The sequence below is a fragment of the uncultured Marivirga sp. genome, assembly GCF_963974845.1.
In the GTDB taxonomy this organism is placed as follows: domain Bacteria; phylum Bacteroidota; class Bacteroidia; order Cytophagales; family Cyclobacteriaceae; genus Marivirga; species Marivirga harenae.
Genome location: NZ_CAXBEQ010000003.1, coordinates 25,588 through 47,990 on the forward strand (window position 1 = coordinate 25,588; position 22,403 = coordinate 47,990).

Annotated in this window: 20 protein-coding genes and 1 riboswitch; of the genes, 9 read left to right on the forward strand and 11 right to left on the reverse strand. The window is 34.8% G+C overall.

What is annotated here, in order from left to right; translation table 11 throughout:
- Positions 1–24: 24 nt before the first annotated feature.
- A riboswitch (SAM riboswitch) is annotated at positions 25–144 on the reverse strand.
- 75 nt (positions 145–219) lie between these two features.
- From AAC601_RS07810 to AAC601_RS07825, 4 genes are all read right to left on the reverse strand, one after another.
- Positions 220–936, reverse strand: coding sequence for a DUF3307 domain-containing protein (locus AAC601_RS07810; RefSeq protein WP_303268534.1), 717 nt, complete (start codon positions 934–936; stop codon positions 220–222).
- A complete protein-coding gene (locus AAC601_RS07815) occupies positions 933–1,532 on the reverse strand; it encodes a transcriptional regulator (protein ID WP_303268536.1) in 600 nt (199 codons plus the stop codon). The genes AAC601_RS07810 and AAC601_RS07815 overlap by 4 nt, the downstream gene beginning before the upstream one ends.
- Positions 1,533–1,655: 123 nt before the next feature.
- Complete coding sequence (locus AAC601_RS07820; RefSeq protein ID WP_303268538.1) at positions 1,656–2,627, reverse strand: hypothetical protein; 972 nt, start codon at positions 2,625–2,627, stop codon at positions 1,656–1,658.
- Positions 2,578–3,729, reverse strand: a complete 1,152-nt coding sequence (locus AAC601_RS07825; protein ID WP_303268540.1) for a DUF4221 family protein — start codon at positions 3,727–3,729, stop codon at positions 2,578–2,580. Before AAC601_RS07825 ends, AAC601_RS07820 begins: the two co-directional genes overlap by 50 nt.
- Positions 3,730–3,805: 76 nt before the next feature.
- Between AAC601_RS07825 and AAC601_RS07830 the strand changes: the two genes are divergently transcribed.
- The gene (locus tag AAC601_RS07830) at positions 3,806–5,014 is read left to right on the forward strand and encodes a hypothetical protein (protein ID WP_303268542.1); all 1,209 of its coding nucleotides are present in this window, start codon (positions 3,806–3,808) and stop codon (positions 5,012–5,014) included.
- 51 nt (positions 5,015–5,065) lie between these two features.
- Here AAC601_RS07830 and AAC601_RS07835 read toward each other — a convergent pair whose 3' ends face one another.
- Genes AAC601_RS07835 through sdaAB form a run of 3 tightly spaced genes read right to left on the reverse strand, consistent with a single transcriptional unit; the run spans position 5,066 to position 8,527 of the window.
- Positions 5,066–6,400, reverse strand: a complete 1,335-nt coding sequence (locus AAC601_RS07835) for an efflux RND transporter periplasmic adaptor subunit (RefSeq protein ID WP_303268544.1) — start codon at positions 6,398–6,400, stop codon at positions 5,066–5,068.
- Positions 6,401–6,402: 2 nt separating this feature from the next.
- The gene (locus tag AAC601_RS07840) at positions 6,403–7,833 is read right to left on the reverse strand and encodes a TolC family protein (RefSeq protein ID WP_303268545.1); all 1,431 of its coding nucleotides are present in this window, start codon (positions 7,831–7,833) and stop codon (positions 6,403–6,405) included.
- A gap of 16 nt (positions 7,834–7,849) precedes the next feature.
- Complete coding sequence (gene sdaAB, locus AAC601_RS07845) at positions 7,850–8,527, reverse strand: L-serine ammonia-lyase, iron-sulfur-dependent subunit beta (RefSeq protein ID WP_303268547.1); 678 nt, start codon at positions 8,525–8,527, stop codon at positions 7,850–7,852.
- A gap of 93 nt (positions 8,528–8,620) precedes the next feature.
- Between sdaAB and AAC601_RS07850 the strand changes: the two genes are divergently transcribed.
- Positions 8,621–9,445, forward strand: coding sequence for an aminotransferase class IV (locus AAC601_RS07850; protein WP_303268548.1), 825 nt, complete (start codon positions 8,621–8,623; stop codon positions 9,443–9,445).
- Position 9,446: 1 nt separating this feature from the next.
- Here the strand turns inward: AAC601_RS07850 and AAC601_RS07855 are convergent, their stop codons facing one another.
- Entirely contained in the window at positions 9,447–9,890 is a 444-nt protein-coding gene (locus tag AAC601_RS07855) for a type I restriction enzyme HsdR N-terminal domain-containing protein (protein ID WP_303268549.1), read from the reverse strand.
- Between the two features lie 98 nt (positions 9,891–9,988).
- Between AAC601_RS07855 and AAC601_RS07860 the strand changes: the two genes are divergently transcribed.
- The 5 genes from AAC601_RS07860 (at position 9,989) to AAC601_RS07880 (ending at position 14,108) form a co-directional block, all read left to right on the forward strand.
- Positions 9,989–10,783, forward strand: a complete 795-nt coding sequence (locus AAC601_RS07860) for an AMP nucleosidase (RefSeq protein WP_303268550.1) — start codon at positions 9,989–9,991, stop codon at positions 10,781–10,783.
- 164 nt (positions 10,784–10,947) lie between these two features.
- Positions 10,948–12,585, forward strand: coding sequence for an amidohydrolase (locus AAC601_RS07865; RefSeq protein ID WP_340152962.1), 1,638 nt, complete (start codon positions 10,948–10,950; stop codon positions 12,583–12,585).
- Positions 12,585–12,923 (forward strand): nucleotide pyrophosphohydrolase, encoded by a 339-nt coding sequence (locus AAC601_RS07870; RefSeq protein ID WP_303272105.1) that lies wholly within the window; start codon positions 12,585–12,587, stop codon positions 12,921–12,923. The genes AAC601_RS07865 and AAC601_RS07870 overlap by 1 nt, the downstream gene beginning before the upstream one ends.
- Positions 12,924–12,929: 6 nt before the next feature.
- Entirely contained in the window at positions 12,930–13,709 is a 780-nt protein-coding gene (locus AAC601_RS07875; RefSeq protein WP_303268553.1) for a hypothetical protein, read from the forward strand.
- A gap of 18 nt (positions 13,710–13,727) precedes the next feature.
- Complete coding sequence (locus tag AAC601_RS07880; RefSeq protein ID WP_303268554.1) at positions 13,728–14,108, forward strand: ester cyclase; 381 nt, start codon at positions 13,728–13,730, stop codon at positions 14,106–14,108.
- 8 nt (positions 14,109–14,116) lie between these two features.
- On the opposite strand, the gene AAC601_RS07885 is transcribed toward AAC601_RS07880, so the two are convergent.
- A complete protein-coding gene (locus AAC601_RS07885; protein WP_303268556.1) occupies positions 14,117–14,737 on the reverse strand; it encodes a TetR/AcrR family transcriptional regulator in 621 nt (206 codons plus the stop codon).
- Between the two features lie 123 nt (positions 14,738–14,860).
- Between AAC601_RS07885 and AAC601_RS07890 the strand changes: the two genes are divergently transcribed.
- Positions 14,861–15,517: a transglutaminase-like domain-containing protein gene (locus tag AAC601_RS07890; protein ID WP_340152963.1), complete on the forward strand. Its 657-nt coding sequence runs from the start codon at positions 14,861–14,863 to the stop codon at positions 15,515–15,517.
- Between the two features lie 221 nt (positions 15,518–15,738).
- On the opposite strand, the gene AAC601_RS07895 is transcribed toward AAC601_RS07890, so the two are convergent.
- Together AAC601_RS07895 and AAC601_RS07900 are read right to left on the reverse strand one after the other, a co-directional pair.
- Positions 15,739–16,392 carry a hypothetical protein gene (locus AAC601_RS07895; RefSeq protein ID WP_340152964.1) on the reverse strand — a complete coding sequence of 218 codons (654 nt, stop codon included), beginning with the start codon at positions 16,390–16,392 and terminating at the stop codon, positions 15,739–15,741.
- A gap of 164 nt (positions 16,393–16,556) precedes the next feature.
- Positions 16,557–18,200, reverse strand: a complete 1,644-nt coding sequence (locus tag AAC601_RS07900) for a M1 family metallopeptidase (protein ID WP_340152965.1) — start codon at positions 18,198–18,200, stop codon at positions 16,557–16,559.
- Positions 18,201–18,348: 148 nt separating this feature from the next.
- Between AAC601_RS07900 and AAC601_RS07905 the strand changes: the two genes are divergently transcribed.
- Complete coding sequence (locus AAC601_RS07905; protein ID WP_340152966.1) at positions 18,349–22,398, forward strand: tetratricopeptide repeat protein; 4,050 nt, start codon at positions 18,349–18,351, stop codon at positions 22,396–22,398.
- The last annotated feature ends 5 nt before the right edge of the window (positions 22,399–22,403 follow it).

The window sequence follows — 22,403 nt, forward strand, 5'->3', positions numbered from 1 at the left end:
AGAAAGTGCCGTGAGAAAGGCTGTTTCTTATCTTTACCAGACTATCCGCCTGGATGGGAGTTAGCACCTTTTCCTTTTGCAAATGCATTGGAAGGGTTGCTAAGACTTCAAAGGGCCCAATCCCTCAGTCTTTCTGGATAAGTGAATCAAAGTAAAGCATAAAAAGCGAAATGGAAAAGTGATTGTTAAGAATTTTGTTTAATTGTCTATTGTTGATATTCAGATAAGGGTAAGCATGTTTTTGTAAACAAAGCCTACCAAAATAGCAAGACCAAAACTTAATAATGTGCCAATTAAAATGTATTCTGTAAGTTTTCGGTCCTTGGCTCTTGATAAATCACCGAAGCGAAATACTGATTTTGCGGCAATAAGAAAACCGATTGCTTGCCATTCTGCCATCAACACAAAACTGAAAACAAATAACCTTTCTAACATGCCGATGTATTTTCCTGCTTTTGATAATGAATCAGAATCAGAGTCTTCTGGCAAATCCCATTTTGACATTATGACTTTTATCAAAACCGCAACTCCGTAGGTGATCAGCAGAATATTTAGTAATAAAAACAGTACATTATTAGAAAGCTCAAAATTGAAATTGATCAGTTCAGGATAATAAAACGATCCTAAACCAATGATCACTGATAAATGAGCTATTTGGTCTAAGGCAAACAGGAATCTGCTGTTAATACTTTTTTCAAGATTGATTTTGATGATATCAATCAAATAATGACTGATAGGAATTATCAAGAAAGCCAACCAATATCGGGAATCCAGTTGCAATAGAATCAACAAAGCAGCTGCATGGATGATTATATGGAAATAAAGAAATTTTGATTTCGCTTTCTTTTGTTGCTTGTCTATTATCCAATGGTCTGGTTGAAACACAAAATCACCTAGTACGTGGGCCACTAAGGTTTTGAGGAGAAATGAAATCATAGAAGTTGGGTTTGTTGTTCATAGTATGTGATGAGTTGGTTTAATTCATCAAAGCCAGCTCTCTTCAAGGCTACACTGATATTTCCTTGTTTTTTATTTAGTTCTTCTGCTATTTCCTGTTGGTTTTTACTGGGGTTTTCAAATACCGTTTTGATGATATTCGCCTCTGTCGGAGTCCATTTGTTCCCCGTTAACAAGTAAAGTGCTATCATTAAATTTAAAGTATTGTCCCATTCTGAATCGAAACTTCTAATCATTAGATTTGCCTTTCTAAGGCTTTCAAAGCATTTTCCAGAATTTTGATAGGCCTCTCCATTAGATTCACTTATTTTTTGAGATTTATGCATTTCTCTACCAATTCCAATTGCCATCCGCACATCTTTACCTTTGATTTGTTTTATGGAAGCTTTGAGGTAAAATGCAGTATATAGTACTTTTTCGATACTTACTCTAAGTTGAAAACTATCACCTCTAAAAATCTCCCAATCTTTAGGTGATCCACCAAATTGATTTAAGCCTATCTTAAGCTGTTTTAGCCATTCTTGATTTTTACTGTGTGAAGAATTGATAATGTCTCCAGTTATTACTGCTATCATACTATCAAATATACAAAATTATATGACAATTATGGTATATTTAATATTATATGATATATGGCATATATTTTTAATTATATGATTTATATAATATTGAAGGGTAATAGGAAAAGTGGCACTACCTCAATTATTATTCTCTATTGTAACCTCATCAAGTTTTATAACCTCAACACTAGAATTTGAAGTTTGATCTAAGCCTATATAATAAAAGCAAATATCCCCCTCTTCGTCTTTTTCTCGATAAAATGCTCTTGATTTATTGATGCTTGAAATATGATGCTCCGTGGATAAAATAAATTGCAGCTCGTTGGATTTTAAGTTATAGGAGTAGACTTCATTTACCTCTTTCTTTCGATTTCGTACTAGATAAAAACCATCATTGGCATTATCTACAATAGCATACCAAATCTCCTTATTTTTGTCTTCAATTTCAGGGAATCTTTTAATTTCAGTTTGTTCATTTTTTAAATCATGAATGATGAGAGCGTTGGCTTCGGAATGATTAATAATTAGTTTATTGTCGCTAACATAATAGTCGGCTAAATGACTCATTCCTTGATAGTACCTTGCTTTCAATGGAAGTGGTTCATTCAAAATTAAAAGTTGTGAGTCTACTTTATGGATTAGTGCAAATTGATAAATACTGTGTTTCCTTGGAGCATTGGTATTAGGGGTTATCCCAACCACATAATCTGCAATAGGTATCTTCATTCCCGTTTCATACTCTTCAATAAAAAATACAGATGGAATTTCTTCCAGCATTGAAAACTTGTTGTTCTTAATCTGAACTCCCAACCCATGAGCTCCTAAGGCTACTGAAAAGGTGGAATCAGAAGTAACGACAACACCCATTACAGGCCCCCATTCTTTTTTCATTTTAAGTGTATCATCAATTAAACCGTTTCGATTGGATAATAATAGGGAGCTTGCTTTGTTGGGTCTAATGATTACTTTATCATCGATAGGAATTATATTTCCCATATCTGCATTTGCTCTGCAAAAGAAAAGATTTCCGTTGTTGACAGTCTGCGCATTACTTGGAAAATTATTGCAAATTATCAATGCTAATATGATTAAACTCAAGATAGTCTTCATGGTTCTCTGGGTTAAAGGGGTTGTCAGTATTGATTAATAGACCTTTTTCAGTTGGAATTATAACTGAAGGATTGATTTTGTTTTTTGGCAATTCTAATGTTGCTACGAGTTTTCCATTCAAATCGAAAAATAGTAAATCGAATTTTGAACGATAATAGACAGACTCTCTATCCTCATTTTCTCCAATTTCTATTGAGCGTTTGAATAGTCTAATTAATTTCTTTCGGTATGGATCATAGATTATTTTACTCAATTGCGAATTTCCAATTAAGGAGTAAAAATTTGAAGCATAGTCATTGATGTCAATGCTAACTGGCACTGCTAGTTTCGATTGTGAGATTTCAAGTTTAATTTTTTCAGTTTGACCTTCTTTAATGCTTGTTACCTCAGGACTCATCATGAATCCTACAAACATTTTATTATTATAATGATGGAGAATAGGACTTTCACTCCATGGAAACCATTTTCCATTTCTAAAATTCTCTTTGAATATTTTAGGGAAGTCAACAGACGAGATTGGTGTTATTGCTCCAGTCCTTAAATGCAAGTAGCTTAAAAACTCATTTTCAATAAAATCTTGTTCATCAGGGTAAAATGATTGCGTGGAAAAGCTGTGGAAGTACAATCTGTCATCGATAAGAAATGGAGCTGAATTGGCCGACCATCCAGCGCCTATTTCCATATCTTCAATTTCCCACTTCTGTTTTATTACTTTGCTAGTATCGGTCAAGTAGAAAGTAAGCGGGAAAGCTTCATTATGGAAAAATATGGAATCGAAATTATGTACATGAAAATTGACCAAACCATCAAAAGCATTAGGACCTTCCATCGGGAAATTAATAATCTTTTCGACTCTTTCACTTGTTAAATTGATAATTTCTAAAGCTTGAGGTTTCTGCTGCGATTGGTAGTCTATAAAGCGAAAAAGATAGTCTGTTCCTTCAATATTTTTACATTGAGTGGTTGAAATCATCTCGCGCATTGCAAAGTTTAGCTGTATTTTTTTCTTCTCAATTGTAGTAAAATCAATTTCTTGACCATCTTTCTCATCACATGAAGTGAATAATGAAATAATAATGATTAGGTATGTAATTCTGTACATTAACAATAAGATTGGTTTACAGCTGTTAAAGATTTAGCTAAATTTGAACTATAGCCGTAAACTATAACTTAAAAGGATGCAAGATATTATTAAAAGACTAGAAAAAATAAGAGCAAGAGACTCCAATTTTAAGTTTATAGTTTTACTGCTTTTCTTCTTGATTTCGACAAATTTATTCGCTCAGTACTATTCCAAGCAATCAAGCATTCATATTTCTGCTTTTCCTGGTTTTAGTAATCATTCTGCGGATGAAATTTCCCAACACTATAAGTTATCCTTGAACTTAAGTTCAGGTATTACAGGAAGTGTGAGTGGTATAGAGATTGGGCTTATTTCCAATTATAATTATGAAAAGTTTCTGGGTCTACAGTTTGCTGGATTTGCCAATATATCGGGAGTTAATAATAAGTTGAACCCTAAAGAAAAGTTGCAAGAAACGTTCAGAGGCTTTCAAATTGCTACAATTACTAATAAAACTTTTGGGGATGGGACTGGGGTTCAAATTTCAATTTTCAATATTGTAGAGTCTGGCTTTACGGGATTCCAACTTGGCTTTTTAACTAATAAATCACGAAATCTTGTTGGCGCTCAAATAGCCGGTTTGATCAATTCAACTAAGCTAGGTATGGTAGGTTTTCAGATTGCACCCTTGTTCAATTATTCGGATGGACAAACTAATGGCTTACAATTGGGACTATTTAATTATGCCAGAACTGCAGGTTTTGGTCATGAATTCAGCAGTTTGTTCAGTGACAGCTGGCAGATTGGTTTAATCAATTTCAGTAAGGTGAATAATGGGAATCAAATTGGGCTGATTAATATTAGTGGGAAAAATAATGGAGTCCCTTTGGGATTGTTGAATATTGATGCAAGTGATGGTTACTTAAGTTTTCGTTCAACAGATCTGTTTTTATCAAATATTTCTTTAGGAACAGGAAGTAGATTTTTCAGCAATATTGTACAGTTTGGATATAATTTATCTATTTCTGGCATGCCCGTTTGGGGATTTTCGTACGGTTTAGAGAAGGAGTGGAGTGACCCCTATAGAACCAAATTTGTTTCTATAAACACATCCGTGTGGCAACAAAAAGCACGAGACGTTAAGCTTTTAAAAGGTCCAAGAATTTGGCGTTCGGAATTGATTTATGGATTTAAAATAACCAAAAAACGGTATTTGGAATTAGGAGCAGCTATCAATTATCAGTTAACATCAATTAAAAACCAAGAACCTTCTTTATTGACACTCGGAAATTTTTTTCCTGGAATTATTTTAGGGCTACAATAAAAAATGGCAGTTGAAAAACTGCCATTTCCTTACCTAAAAATTAAATATCTGCTATTCCTCTGTTTTAGCTTTCTCTTTATTTTTCACTTCCACTAAATCTCCGTCTTTGAGGGTTTTAGAAATTGCTAAGAAAGGACCTTTAACTACTGCTTGACCAGCATTAAGCCCGTCAACTTGGATAAATTCAAAGTCGCTAATGCCCGTTTTTACTTCTGTCATTTTTACGGTATTATCGTCCTGTACCACAAAAACAACTTCTTTCTCTTTCTTAGGAGTTCGAACATCTACTTCTTTGGCAGCGGAATCTTGTTTGTTTTCCGGAGTTCTTAAAGTAACTGAAGAAAGCGGCACAGTTAAGATATCCTTCTTAGTTTCCGTCATAATTTCAACACTAGCCGTCATTCCTGGTCTGAATGGAGAATCTCCATCTTCGGTGATTAAATCCTCGTATGAAGAATTAAGTATTTTCACTTTCACTTCAAATTCGGTTACTGCATCCTGTGAAGCTTTTTCATTGGCCGTATTGGCTATGGCAGTTACAACCCCTTTGAATTCTTTCTCCATGTAAGTATATGAATCTACTTCAATATTGGCGGTATCACCGATATTAATTCTGATAATATCATTCTCATTTACATCTACACGCACCTCCATATTATTCAAATTGGCAATTCTCATCATTTCTGTACCTGCCATTTGTTGAGTTCCTACTACTCTTTCACCAAGTTCAACACTCAACTTAGAAACAGTTCCATCAACTGGAGAATATATTGTAGTTCTTCTTAAGTTTTCACTTGATTCATCCACAGTAGCCTGACTACTTTTGACCGTATATCGTGCAGCTAAAACGCTTTTCTCTGCAGCTAATTTATCATTTTGAGATACCTGATAATTAGCCAATGCCGATTCGTAATCAGCTGTAGAAATCACTTTTTCTTCGTAGAGTTTTTTCTGACGTTCGAAGATTTGCCTAGATTGAGTCAATTGTGCTTTTGCTCTTTCCAGAGAAGCCTCTGCTTGCGCTAGTCCAGCTTTTTGTTGGTTCAAATTAGCCTTTGCCCTTTCCAATGCACTTACAAAATTATCGGGTCTAATTTTCACCAATAAATCATCCTTTTTTACTGGATCGCCTTCCTCTACTGCCAATTCTGTAATCTCACCTGCAACATCAGGGCTTAATTTCACCTCTACGACAGGTTGTACAGTTCCACTAGCATTTACTTTTTCAATTATTGTTCTCTTTTGTACGTCATCTACTTCAACTGAAGTAGAAGGAGGCTGCCCAATAACGCCCGATTTTTTACCTATTATTGCTGCAATGATTAAAACAACAACTATTCCAATAAGAATATATAATCCTTTTTTATTTGATTTTTTCTTAGCCATGGTTAAAAGTTTAAAGGTTTCCCTTGATAAAAGTCCAGTACTTTAAGTTTAAATATATAATCGTATTTTGCTCGAATGAGATCTGATTTTACTCTTTCGAAATCGTTTTTTATTTGGGTGAATTCTACCGCATCAGTTGCGCCAAGTTCTAATCTTTGCTCTGCATTTCTAAAACTTAGTTCTGAAGCTTCAAAACTATTCTTTAATGCTTCATACGATTTTGCAGCAGCTTTTACATCTAAATAAGCCTGCTCAATGGTTTGTTGCAACTGATTTTTAGCAGAAGTAAGCTGGTATTCACTTCTTTTGTGATTAATAATGGCTTGTTGTACGCTATTTTTTACTTGAAATCTACTAAAAATAGGAATGTTTAAACTCAAACCCACAAATCTTCTTTGATTAAAATCCAATTGATTTAAGTAGGTATTATCAGTAAATTCAGATGGAACACTTTGTTCTGACACCACCACTTGCCCCGTGTTTTGAACAACACCAACTGGTGTCGTAATGGTGATGTTTTCAGAGCCTAACACAGGAAATTGTTCAGGAGCAGCATCAGAGTAATTAGTAGATATTCCAGCATTGAGACTCAAAGAAGGGTAGTACCCGCTTTTTGCAATTCCGATTCCTCTCACTGCGCTTTCTTTTCTATATTTTGCCGCTTTTATAACGGGTTGATTTTGTAGTGCATACTGATATACATTCGATGAAGTTTCCATTAATTCACCTTCATTTGGTTCTGGTAAATCTGGTATCTCAATATCAAATGGCTGTTCAGCAGGAATTTGTAAAGCTTGTTTTAATTGTAAATATGAAATATTTAAATTGTTTTCAGCTCTAACAACTTCTAATTCATCATTTGCTTTTTGCTGTCTGATTTGCAATAAATCTGCTTGAGCCAATGCGCCAATTTCCACTTGCTTTTCAACTCTGTTTTCCTGGCTTTCTGTAGTTTGTAATCTCAACTGGGCCGTTTCAAGTAATTCTATGTTAAAAAGAATATTAGTGTAGAATGTAACAACATCCAAAGTGACATTATTTTGAACATTAGCTAAGTCTTGTTCGGATGCCAATTGGCCAAACTGATCTCTTTTGATACTATTATATCGTTGAAACCCATCAAATAAAGGAAGACTGGCATTAAGTCCTGCGTTTTGAGAATTTATACCTCGGTCAATAATGGTGTTAGTAAAAGGATCAATAGAACGACCTGTAGATGTATTTATCCCTAAATTACCATTTACACCCGGTAAATTACTCATCTTGGAACCAAATAAATTAATTTCGGCACTTTCCACATCCAGCGCGGATTGTTTGACTTGCAAATTATTTTCTAGTGCGTAGTCCACGCACTTCTGCAATGACCATTGATCTTGCCCATTGACAGTAAGTCCAATAGTCAAGAGAACAAATAATAAATAAATTCTAAGCATAATAATAGTTCATAGTTTACATATCAATATCGGGTATATAAATCACATTTTTTACCCATTCTAAATTTTTCATATATTCCAAAGTGATGGGTTTCAAGCCACTATCCATCTCAATTGCTAAGCAGGCAATATCCTTTTTACCTTTTCTGGAAACACTCATTGTGGCAATATTTACTTTATCGTGAGTGATGATATTGGTTATAAAAGCAATACTTCCTTCTCTGTCATCAGCGGTGATAATGAGCGTATGTAATGCGGCAGAAATATTGGCAGTAAAACCATTTACTTTGGAAATGTTGATGACTCCACCTCCTAAACTTTCTCCGATTACTTCTACATTTTTATTTCCTTTAATCAAGTTTAATTTGATCGTATTAGGATGGTAAGTGCCGGCACTGCCAATAGATTTGAAGGTGTATTTGAGACCTGCTTCTTTGGCTAGTTCAAAGGATTCCTTAATCCTGATGTCATCAGTTTTGTAGTTCAATAAACCAGCGACAATTGCTTTATCACTGCCATGTCCCTCGTAAGTTCTTGCAAATGAATTGTAAAAAGTTACAACAGCCTCTTCTGGTCTTGCTCCCAAAACTTTTATAGCAGCACGAGCAATCCGAACTACGCCTGCAGTGTGAGAACTTGAAGGGCCTATCATTACTGGTCCGATCATATCAAAAATACTGCTTCTTTCTCCCATTTCTTAAAATAAAACCCAATATTAGACAATTAATTGCAGTGACAAAAGTATTATTGATGAATGGATAATGGAAGTTTTAAAAGCAAAATAATCATGATTGATTACAATGGTAAATTAACACGCTCAGATTCAGTCGCTTTGGAGGTTTCGAATAGAGGTTTTCAATATGGCGATGGAATTTTTGAAACAATTATTTATCGAAAAAAGGAAATCATGTTTCTAGATGAGCATTGGGAAAGAATTTCTGAAGGGGTGAACGGTTTAAAGTTGAATATATCTTTTACAAAAGAAGAATTTAAAAATACTGTACTAGAATTATTAGAAGTGAATGGATTAATAGGACTTTCAGCTCGGATAAAGCTTTATATCTGGAGAAAATCAGGTGGTTTATATACTCCAGAACAATCTAATGCAGAGTACTTGTTAACCTCAGAACAAGCTCAAAAAAAGAAAATTGTACAATTTGAAAAAGTTGGGATAGCCGATTCAATTTACTTACAAGAAACAGCTTTTAGCCATTTAAAAACGATTTCGGCTTTGCCTTATGTTATGGCAGGTATTGAAAAGAAGGAAAGAGGTTTGGAAGAGTTATTTTTATTAAACCAAGATGGTTTCTTAGCAGAGGCTTCTTCATCTAATCTTTATTTTTTGAATTTAGAGAAACGTACTATCTATACACCATCTTTGGAAACTGGATGTATCAATGGAGTGAGCAGAAGGTTTTTATTTAAAAATGCAAAGCATTTTGGCCTCGAAATTAAAGAGGTTTTATGGATGCCTGAAGAATTGATTTCAGATAAATTATCCATTTTCACCATTAATGTAGCTGGTGTTAATTGCATTCAGAAAATTTATATGACAAAAATGGGAGATTGTACAGAAGGTTTAAAGTTGTTTAAGGAAATTTTTAAGTGGTAAATTATAATACCGTAAACTCAGGAATCTCTTTCTCAAAAACCAATTCTTTGGTATCAGGCCTAAAGCAATAATGCTCCATTCCATTGGTGATAATCATGTATTTAGCCTTAAATTGGCTATAGTAATTTGCGATTTGTGAAAAGGTACTATCGGATATTTTTACATTAGGGGCTTTGCATTCTATCAATAGAAGTGGTTCCATTTTTCTATTGAAAACCGTGACATCTGTCCTTTTCTTTCTTTCATGATATTTTAATCCGGATTCTGCATTAATTAAAGTGGCAGGATAGTTTTTATAGTGAATCAGAAACTGGATAAAATGCTGACGTACCCATTCCTCAGGCGTTAAAAACAAATATTTTTTCCTGATGGGGTCAAAAATATGTATCTTGCCGTCCATATTACGCAAGTTCACATCATATGGCGGAAGGTTTAATTTTTGCATTGGTTTCGCTTAACTTTGTGGCAATTTAAATTTAATTATAGATAAAAAATAAAATTAATCTAAACCTGACAGGTTTATTTATCCCATAAAACTCATAAATGAAGACAAAAAAAGAAATCGTTGACAATTGGTTGCCCCGTTACACTGGAACAGGACTAGATGAATTTGGAGACTATATATTATTAACCAATTTCATCAATTATGTTGAAATGTTTGCCCAGCAGTATAATGTGGAAATAAAGGGAAGAGACAAACCTATGCAAACAGCCACAGCTGAAGGGATTACGATCATCAATTTCGGCATGGGAAGTTCAGTAGCCGCAACAGTTATGGATCTACTCTCCTCTATTATGCCAAAAGCGGTGCTCTTTTTAGGTAAATGTGGCGGGATTAAAAAGAAATCCAAGATCGGTGATTTAATTTTACCATTAGCAGGGATAAGAGGCGAAGGAACTAGTAATGATTATATGCCACCTGAAGTACCTGCTTTGCCATCTTTTCGCTTGCAAAGAGCAGTTTCCTCCATGATTAAAAAACATGAAATGGACTACTATACCGGTACTGTTTTTACTACGAATCGAAGAGTTTGGGAGCACGATGATGATTTTAAAGACTACCTAAGAAGGATCAGGGCAATGGCTGTGGATATGGAAACCGCCACTATTTTTTCAGTTGGCTTTGTCAATAGCATTCCTAGGGGAGCATTATTATTAGTATCTGATAATCCAATGACTCCAGAAGGGGTGAAAACTGCCCAAAGTGATCAAAAAGTAACTGGAAGCTATGTAAATTACCATCTTCAAATCGGTATAGATTCATTAATTGAATTGAAAAACTCAGGTGAATCAGTGAAGCATTTGAAATTTACCGAGACCTTATTTGACCAAGATTAATTTTAACCATTTTCAAAAAGTGAATCTGTCAGGTTTAGACATGTTTATTGTACCTCAAAATGGCAAAAGCAAGTAACTTTCTAATGGTATAAACCTGACAGATATTTTTGAATATCATAGTCGTGAAACTTCAAATAAGTGATCAAATTAAGCCAAGCATAAAAATGAACAAACTCTTACTCTCCTTTACCTTCATCGTTTTAATAGCTTCCTGCAGTACCAGAGAAACTGTTGATGCCATTTATTTTAATGGAAACATCTACACTGTCAATGATAAATTTGATAAGGAAGAAGCATTTGCCATCAAAGATGGTAAATTTTTAGCTGTTGGAAAGTCAAAAGATATTCGCAACCAATACCGATCGGACGAAGAAATTGACTTGTTGGGTTCAGCGGTTTATCCTGGTTTTATTGATGGACATGCGCATTTCATTAGGTATGCTAAGGATTTAGGTGATGTAGATTTAGTAGGTACAGCATCTTTTGATGAATTAATCCAACGATTGCAAAAACATGCGGATCAATATCCGGAAGCTCCTGCTTTACTAGGGCAAGGATGGGATCAAAATAATTGGGAGGGTAAACAATTTCCAGATAAAGATACTTTGGATATTCTATTTCCCAATAAGGTTGTGATGCTGAGAAGGGTAGATGCTCATGCTATTTTAACCAATCAGAAAGGATTGGATCTGGCAGGAGTGACAGCTAAAACCAAAGTTTCAGGAGGAGAAGTTCTGTTGAAAGATGGTCAGCCAAGTGGTGTATTGATTGACAATGCTATGAATTTACTGATGGATAAAATGCCTGAAATGGATGAGGATCAGAAAAAGGAACTTATTCAGCAGGCACAAAATAATTGTTTTGCGGTAGGGATTACCTCACTAGCGGAAGCAGGTTTGGACAAGTCTCAAATAGATTTATTGGACGCTATGCAAAAGGACAGTCTACTGCAAATGAGGATTTATGCTATGATCAACCCGACAGCTGAAAACATAAATCATTATTTCAGTAATGGCCATTACAAAACTGATTATTTAAATGTGCGCTCTTTTAAAATTTACGGAGATGGTGCTTTAGGGTCAAGAGGAGCTTGTCTGATTCAACCCTATTCGGATGACGAGGGTAATTATGGATTTTTAAGGAGTAAGCCTCAGGTATTTGACAGCTTAGCTAAAATTATATTTGCGAAGGATTTTCAAATGAATACTCATTGCATTGGTGATTCAGCCAATAGAGCTATCACCAGTATTTACGCTAAGTATTTGAAAGGAAAAAATGATAAAAGGTGGAGAATTGAGCATGCTCAGGTACTTGACGATAATGATTTCAGTAAGTTTGGCGATTACAATATTCTACCTTCCGTTCAGCCAACTCATGCTACTTCTGATATGGATTGGGCGCATGAAAGGTTAGGAGAGGAGAGAGTAAAAAATGCTTATGCTTATCAAGAATTATTGAGGCAGAATGGAAAGTTGGTTTTAGGCTCTGATTTTCCTGTAGAGAATATTAATCCAATTTATGGTTTTCACGCTGCAGTAGCTCGGCAAGATGATGATAATTTACCCGAAGGGGGTTTCCAGCCTGAGAATTCCTTAAATCGAGAGCAAGCGTTAAGGGGAATGACTTCATGGGCCGCTTTTGGTCAGTTTGAGGAAAAAGAAAAAGGAAGCATTGCCAAAGGAAAATGGGCAGATTTTGTGATTTTGGACCAAGATATCATGGAAGTTCCAGTAGAAGAATTGCGTGGAACGGAAGTTATGCAAACCTACTCAGCTGGCCAGAAAGTATACGAATTAAGATGATGAAAAAAGAATTAACCATAGCAGAAGCTCAATTAAAGGTAGATGAATGGATCAAAACCATAGGAGTTCGCTATTTCAATGAGCTGACCAATATGACGATCCTGACAGAAGAAGTAGGAGAATTAGCTCGAATAATGGCCCGAAAATATGGTGAACAGTCTTTTAAAGAAAGTGATAAAAATGCTGATTTGGGTGATGAAATGGCTGATGTGCTCTGGGTTCTTATTTGCTTGGCGAATCAGACTGGTGTTGACTTAACCGATGCTTTGAGAAAAAATATTGAAAAGAAGACTAAGCGTGATAAAGATAGACATCAGGATAATGAGAAACTTAAATAAACTATCTTGAGGAATATTGTTATTATCGTTTTAGCAGTAATATTTTTTGGATGTAATTCAAAACAAGAAGAATTACCTACAAAAAAATTTATTGATTCCGTCTTCTTGCTTGAGCAAACAGCGAATTCTACATGGCAGCCCAGAGTAAATAAAGGGATATTACGTACAGAAAAATTCTATGATTTTGTTTATTCAAATGAGTTAGCTTTGAGTTATTTACAATGGAATTTGTTTTTTGAAAAGCTGCCAGACTCCATAAAATACTCCACAAAGAGTAGGGATAATGTTCATCTTGATTTTCAGAATTTTGCAAATCAAGATGAAGAGATAAAAAGAGCAATTCAATTACTAATTTATCCTGAAAAATTCAAAGATCAATATCAAATCAATATTGACAGTTTAACGAATTTAAGCTCAAAATTATATTATGCTTCATCTGCTGGCGAGGGAAGAGTGGGCTGGTCATTTTGCACTGGTAAAAGTAAATTTCCGGAGATTTATGGTGAAACTAAGAGCTATGAGTCCGTCATCCTTCAAGCCTTATGTTTTCAAGCATTATTTGAAGAGAAATATTCTAATCCCAAGAAAACAGTTTGGAGCTACTTTAATCGCAAGATACCGGAAGTTTCTACAGAAATGAAAAGCATAGAATATGATGATTACATAGACAAGGCAAACCAATTGATGTGGGAAAAGATCTCGAAATCTGAAGAATTAAGGGATTTGTTAGTCGGATTTACAGCAAACGAGAGTTCAAAATTGTACTGTCAGGTTAATAGTAATTAAATATGTAATATTAAGTATATGATTACGCTAGATCAGCAAAAAGAAAATGCCATTAAATTTTACAAAACAGCCTTTGAGGGCAATCCTTCAAAAGCTGTTGAATTATATGTTGGAGATGAATATATTCAACATAATCCTGCCGTAGCTAATGGAACTCAAGGATTTGTTGAATATTTCGAAAGAATGCAAAGGGAGTACCCGAACAAAAGTGTTGAATTTGTAAGGGCAGTTGCGGAAAATGGCTTAGTCGCCCTGCACACTCATCAGGTTTGGGAAGGGGATGCAGAATATGTCACCATGGATTTCTTCCGTTTTGATGACAATGGAAAAATTGTGGAACATTGGGACAGCATTCAGCAGATTCCGGAAGAGTCAGCAAATCCCAATAAGATGTACTAGTTTGTGGTTTATTCTAGCTTATAAACCTTCTTAAATCCTTCTAATCCTTTTTCTGTTAAAGTAGGGCGCACGAGATTGAAAAACACCTGCATATAGTAATCTATTTTTTCGTCACTCTTCCCCTTATAAAAAACCTCAGCATCGGAAATCCAGGAATTGCTGACCATCAATAATGCATGAATTAGTAAATCTTTCTGTCTTTCATCTTTAAAAGCTTTCATATATCCATTAGAAATTAAAAAGCTAGAAATTGTATCCAAGATATTCCACCTTTGATCAAATTGATCTTGAGCATGTTTTTTAATGTGGTCGAAATGACGAACCACTTTGGTAATTCCCAAATAAATAAATTTATACTTGTAGATTTCTTCAAATAGTATTTTCAGCCTGCTAAGCATAAACTCAAGATTGATTACTTCCTCCTTGATGTTTTGAAATTGCTGCTCTACATTCTTTTGCATATTAAGATACAACTGAAGTATGATGTCGTCTTTTTTCGGAAAGTGATAACATAAATTCCCATAGCTAATCCCCATTTCATCCGCTATGGCCTTGCTCGAAATTGCGGATATGCCATAGGTATTAAACAGTTTCAAAGCAGTTTCTAGTATTTTGTCTTTTGTGCTCATATATGCTGGAAATCTACTACAATATTAAGCATTTTTTAACTGCTAAAATAAATGTAGGCCTCAATGCCTAGAGTTGGATTTTGTTTTATTACATTTGCTAGGCATTAATGCCTAGAAAGAAAAATGAAGCACGAGCAATTTAGTCAATATTTGCAGCCAGGCGAGTTTATTAATTCGGACAACCCCAATGTTCAGAAATTTGCAAAGATAGTCAGTTCTGGTACTCAAGATGATAAGCAAAAAGTCAAGTTCTTGTATTATGCCATTCGTGATGGTTTTAGGTACGATCCTTTCAGACTGCATTTCTCAAAAAAAGAAATGAAAGCCAGTAGTTTGCTCAAAAGAGATTATGGCTATTGCATAGAAAAAAGTTGTCTTTTCGCTGCGGCTTGTAGAGTCATTGGTATTCCTTCTCGATTAGGTTTTGCGAACGTTAGAAATCACATCGGGACTGCCAAATTAGAAGCTGTCCTTAAAAGTGATGTATTAGTTTTCCATGGCTATGCTGAAATTTATTTAAATGACAAATGGATTCAGGTAACGCCTGTATTCAATAGAGAACTCTGTGAAAAGCTGAATGTGAAACCATTGGAGTTCAATCCAGATGGAGATTCAATTTTTCAAGAATACGATGAAAGTGGGAGTAAATTCATGGAGTACCTGCATCAATATGGTCATTTCGCAGATATTCCATATGAATTGTTTATGTCTGAGCTAACCAGACATTATCCACATCTAGCATCTCAGATTCAAGAAAGAGACGTATTTTACATAAAGTAGAGTCTAAAACATTACTGGGAATGCATGGGCCTATTTTCTTTTGATTGGTATTAAATTCACATTAGTAGAAACTGGTATTCCATACTTTATGACAAGTGCCAAGGAAATATTATTTTCAATAAGTAGTGGTTTTAATAATGATTTCAAAATTCCCGCGGAAAAATAGATTTCAGAAGACATGAAGGTTGGGAAATTGCATAAATCAAAATGCAGTTGAACGTTTATCTCCTTACACTAACGCCATATCCAATAATTTTTATTGGGCTCATTAGTTTTCCATCATACTCAATATCTTCTATTTTCGGCTGTTTCTTTTCATTGGTTTTATTGGTATAAATCAAAGGAAAAGCAATCTTGGTTCTTACAGTTTTTCCTTCATAAACAGCAGGAATCCAGTATTCTGGAATAGATTCAGTAACCTCCAAAATAGCTTCTTCGAAATACTTTTTTAGTTCTCCAATGATATGTTTTTGAACCAGAACCCCTTTTTCATCAAACTCTAATTCTAGTATCAGTATTGTGTTGATGTTTTCTTTTGCAGCATTAGAAGAATAAGTACTGGCAAGATTCATTGCCAAAAAATCATATAAAAAATAATAACTTCCCAAGTATCTTATTTGACGATCTGGCTTGAGACTTTTCCATCCATTATCATAGATAAAATAAGAAGAAGTGTCTTTGGCTAAATGGATTAATTGATTAGCATCTAAATCAAAGCTGAGCGCTAGTTCATTTTGTGAATCGTAATAATGCCAAACGCCTACTCTATATCCATTTTCTACTGTTCCTTTTTGATAAGGCTCATCAATCTCTGTGGTCTGAGCCAATAAGTTTATATTAATTAAAATCAGTAGAGGTAGAATTAGCTGTTTCATCTTAGTTTTCGTGTTGGTTTATACTGCTCTATTCATTAAAGGAAGTATATATTTCTACATGGGGCAGTAAATTAATTTTAAAATTAATTCAATGTTAAAAATGCAATATACTGTTTGCAAAAGCATTGATATCCTGATTTTTGTATATCTCCCATTACTTCAAATTATTCTGTCAAATTAAAATCCGCCACATAGAAATTGGGGTCCACCAAAACCTCTGCATTTTCAGGTAAATTTTCTAAAGCTTTAAAACCTGTAGAATTGGGTTTTAGCCATTCTGCCTCTCCGTTAATAAAAATCCTTATCGGCATGTCAAATCCATCAACGGTATTTTCCCATTTGTATAGCAATTGGTTTTCTAAAACTCGGTAGGTGAAAGTGGGAACTTGAATGCTACGTAAATATTGATCAAAAACCTTGTCCAAAGATTCACCATATGACTGTGAGATAAAAATTTCTATTTGTTCGGTAGTCACCGTCTGATGATAAAATTCCTTATTCAATCCTCTCAAGGTTTGTCGCCATTTTTCATCATCATCAAATAATTGTCGGATGGTGTGGAGCATATTCCCTCCTTTATAATACATATCACCTGAACCTTCATAAGAAACGCCATATTTCCCAATTATGGGTCTGTCATTTTGAATGGAGGAACGGACTCCTTGCACGTAAGCATTAGCTGCCAAAGAATCGTAATGATAATCTAAAAATAGGTTTTCAGAATAGTGGGTAAATCCTTCATGAATCCACATATCCGCTACATCTTTATAGGTAATATTATTGGCAAACCATTCATGTCCGGATTCATGTATGATGATGAAATCAAATTTCAAGCCCCAGCCAGTTTGGCTTAAATCTCTTCCTCTGTAACCGTTTTTGAATTCATTTCCGTAAGTGACGGAGCTCTGATGTTCCATTCCTAAATAAGGGGCTTCTACTAATTTATAACTGTCTTCATAAAAAGGATAGGGGCCAAACCAATATTCAAAGGCCTTCAACATTCTTGGGACTTCCTGAAATTGTTTTTTAGCCTTGTCAAGATGATAGCTCAAAACCCAATAGCTACAATCTAATATTCCCTTCTCGCCTTCATATTTTTCCGAAAAATTGACATAATCACCAATATTGAGATTTACTCCATAATTATTGATAGGATTACTCACAAACCAATGATAAGTTCTGCTGTTTTTGTGTTCTTCTACTTGCCGCAACCGCCCATTAGAAACATCAACTAATGGTTTTGGAACATTCACGCTGATTAGCATACTGTCAGGCTCATCAGCAGGGTGTTCTTTGCATGGCCACCAAACACTGGCGCCAATTCCCTGATTAGCAGTAGCAATGAAATCTTTGCCATTTTTGTCTTTTTTCCAGGTAAATCCACCATCCCAGGGAGCATTTTTAGCAACTCTAGGATTCCCGGAATAGTAAACCGTTAATTCATTCAATTCCCCTTCTATTTGTTTATCTTTCAATTCGATAAAATGGGCATTAAACGCAGTACTAAATTTCAGCTTTTCACCATTTTGAATAATACTGTCAATCTGCATCGGGTTTTGCAAATCGATCTGCATGATTTGATGAGGCTCTAGTACCTTGTATCGAATCAGATTACTTCCAGTAATATATTTTTCATTTGGTTTTACTTCAGTGTAAAGATGGTAGTATTTCAAGTCCCACCAAATTCTTTCTTCAGTAAGTCCACCTTTTAGACTGTCAGCTTTAGTGAAAATTTTTTGAGCAAAAACAGCGGTGCTGAGGATGGAAAAAATAGCTATAAAAATAAGTTTTTTGGTATTGCTTAACATATGCGTTGGGTTTCAATCAGGATATATTAGATCACGAGTAAATATAATGAAGATAAATTGTTTTGTAGCAAAAATTACGGATACCTATAAATAGGTATTTCGATAAAAATATTTCATAATTCTTTTGAAATTATCATCTTGCGTAGGTATGAAGATAAAATTGGCCAGATTTTTAATATTGGGCTCTTTAGCGCTATTCATGTCAGTAATGGTTCATGCTCAAACTTCTTGGGATGAGTCTTTTACTGCTTTACAAAAGGCCGAAAAGGAAGGCCAATTAGAATTAGCCCAATCATTATTAAATAAGGCATTAGATCAAGCTGAAAATACTTATGGTAAAAAGCATCAAGCTTATGTATTCACGCTTCACTTAGGAGTTAAATTATCTTTTAAAACAGAGCAATATGAGGAGGGTTTGGACTTGGCAAAAGAAGAATTGCAATTGATGAATGAAGTTTCTTTTGATCAACAAACTCAATTCTATATTCAATTATTAAATTTTTTATCTCAACTAAATCTTCAAACCAATAATATTTCCGAAGCAATAAGCTATGCTAAGGACTACATGGAAGTTCTTCAGCAAGAAGATAAGAACTCCTTAAATCATGCCTTGGCTATTTATGACTACGCATCCTTATTATACCAAAATAATGAAGAGGATGCTTTAACATACTTTCAGGAGGCCCTTCCTATTCTAAATCAACATATTGCTCAAGTGGGAACTCAATATTTATATTCACTTTATTATGTGGCCACACTTCTACAAGAAGATGGGATTTTGGATGAATCAGCCAATTATTTTGATAAGGTGATAGGTATTACCCAAGATAATGATTTACAATCTTCCGATTTATGGAAAATTTCCGCGTACCAAAGAGCGCTTATATACCAAGAGCAGAGCCAGAATGATAAGGCTATTTCTTTTTATGAAATATTAGTAACTCAATTGGAAAATGATGAAGACACCGATCGGGAGATATATGGAAGCGCACAGAATAATTTGGGTGTTCTATATCAGAAAACTGGCCAAAACAAAAAAGGCGAGTCATTATTAGTGTTAAGTGGTAATGATTTGCAAAGTCAGTTGAATAGTGCGGCAGTAGCCTTTAGTAAGGGAGAATATGCAATTGCATTATCTTTGTACACTGCAGCAAATGATTCTTTAAACATCAATAGTCAACAAGACAGTCTTCAGTCAGCTAAGATTTTAGCTCAAAAAGCTTTGGTGTATAATTCTATGGGACAGTTGGATTCAGCCCTACAATTATTGCTCTATGTCGAAGATAAAATTTTGAATAACATTTCGGGAACACATGAAGAGAAGGCATTAGTATATAAAAATACCGGTGATCTATATTTGGAGCTTGCAGACTTTGATTCAGCTGGATTATATTTAGATAAAGCGTTAAAGCAGTTTGAAGGAAATAGTAATTTTAAATCTGAGATTGAAATCCAAACTAGAAATAGCTTGGGAGTTTTAGAGCAAAATAAAACCAACGTAGAGGAAGCGGCTTCTTATTTTACTGAGAATTTGAAATTGATTGAGGATGTATTGGGCAAGCAAACAGTAGAATATGCTAATACATTAAATAATTTGGGTGCTTTGCGATTGGAAAATGGCAATTATGGTTTAGCAGAATCCAATTTCAAAGATGCTGGATTTATATTTAACGCGATATTTGATCAAAATCATGAAAATAATGCAAAGGTCTATGAAAATTTGGGTACAGTTGCTCAAAGCCGTTCACAATTCCGGAAAGCAGATTCCTTATTTCAATTAGCTGAAAAAACTTATATAACTAGTTTAGGAAAATCGCACCCGTCCCTGTTAAATGTATATTCAAAATTGGCTTTAGTTAAATTGGCAGAAGCTGATTACCCAACTGCAGAGCAGTATTTTAGAAAAACAGTAGATTTATCTAAAACTGTTTTCGGAAGCCAGAGTGTAGCCCATGCAGATGCCCTTTCTGGAATGGGGTTGTATTACCAAAGCACTGGAAATTTAAAGGAGGCCAAAAGTAATTTGGAAAAAGCTATAGCTACTTACACCGAAAAATTAGGTAAAATTCATCCTTCCTATGTCTCTTCCATAGAAAATCTATCATCCATTTTTCAGACGGAAGGAAATGTGGACCAGGCCCTGCCATTGCTCAACGAAGCCTTGGAATTAGATTCCATCATTTATGGTATGCAGCATCCGAAATATGCCACGACTTTGCATAATTTAGCATCTCTATATTTAACCAATGAAGATTACGAGAAAGCCGAAGATCTTTACGAAAAATCATTAGTAATAGATAAGGCTGTTTACGGGAGGGAAAATCCAACATTTGCAAGCACTCAGTACAATTTAGCTGTTCTTTATCAAAAACAAGGCAAGCATGTAAAAGCAGATTCGCTGTTTGCAAAAGTAACTAAACTAAGAAGGGATGTTTTAGGTGAAAATCATCCTGATTATATTTTCACTCTCTATGGCTGGGGTATTTTGAAGCAAGTTGAAAATGAAATTGATTCAGCATATGCTTTATTTAATTCCTCTGTTAAAAGTTATTTGTTCTTATTCAAAGAATACTTCCCATCTATGAGTGAGAGCGAGAAATCGGCTTTCTATCATAAAGTAAATCCGGTTTTTGAAGCATACAAAGATTTTGCTATTGAGAACTACGAGACCATTCCCAAATTGAAGGAAGATTTATTTGACTTACAATTAGCTACCAAGGCTATGTTGCTTAATGCATCAGCTAAGATGAGGAATAAGATCCTTAATAGCGGAGATCAGGAATTGGTAATATTGTTCCAGAATTGGCAAGATAAAAAAGAAAAAGCTATACAATATTATTCCTACACTAAGGAGGAACTACTAGCTCAAAGCATTGATTTGGAGTATTTGGAAGCCTCAATTAATAATATGGAAAAGGAATTGAGTATAAAGTCTAATTTATTTAATGCAGGATTTGGCTCTGACAGTATTAATTGGAAAAAACTTCAACAACGTTTGGCACCCAATACAGGGGTTGTGGAGTTAGTGAGGGTCAAAAAGAGTTTGAAAAATGATTCAATAGTCTACGCGGGTCTCATTTTAACAGATACTATGGATGAACCTGAAATTGCAGTATTACAGGAAGGAAGAAGAATCGAAAAGCAATATTTTAATGCCTATCAAAACCTGATTAAATTCAAGTTAATGGATAAGATTTCTTATGAAAACCTATGGGAGTGGGTAGATGAAAAGATCCCGGAAGGGCTAGATAAATTATTCATTAGCCCGGATGGGATTTATAACAAGATTAATATCAATACTTTATATAGTGAGCATCTAAGTCAATATCTTCTTGAGAAAGAAAATATCAGGATCATTACAAGTTCACGTGATTTAATTAAAAATAGAAAGCCAAAGGCTAATTCAATTGACAAAATTCAGGCAAATGAAAGTGATTTTCACGAGTTCCCAAGTCTGGTTTTGATTGGTTCACCTGATTTTTCCTTAGGGAGACCTGCAGATGAAATGAATTTAGAAGCTCAAAATGTGGGGCTTATGAGGAATTTTACCGGTGGTATTCCTGCACTTCCAGGTACGAAAATTGAGATAAATGCCATTGATTCCATGACAAGAGCCAATAATTGGTCAGTCAAGAAATATCTGGACGAAGAGGCCAATGAAATTCTGATCGACAGTTTAACTGCTCCAAATATTTTACACATTGCCACTCATGGTTTCTTTAAAGCATATAATGCGGACAATAAAATTTCAGGAGTAGAAAATCAAGGTAAAGAAGAAAATCCACTTTTAAGATCAGGGATATTGCTTTCAGGTGCTTCTATTGGTCTAGCAGGAGGCTTACCATACGAAAACAGCTTTGAAGACGGGCTACTGACGGCTTATGAAACTATGAATCTGAATTTGGATGCAACGGAACTGGTGGTACTTTCTGCTTGTGAAACCGGACTTGGCGATGTAAAAAATGGAGAAGGAGTTTATGGACTACAACGAGCATTTTTAGTAGCAGGGGCTGAAAATTTAATAATGAGTTTATGGACAGTAAATGACTATACAACCCAACTTTTGATGACCGAATTTTATAAAAATTGGACGGAGGGAGATGATAAGTTTACATCATTTCGAAAAGCGCAAATGAAAATAAAAGAGGAGTTCCCACAACCTTATTATTGGGCTGCTTTTACAATTATTGGAGAATAAACTGC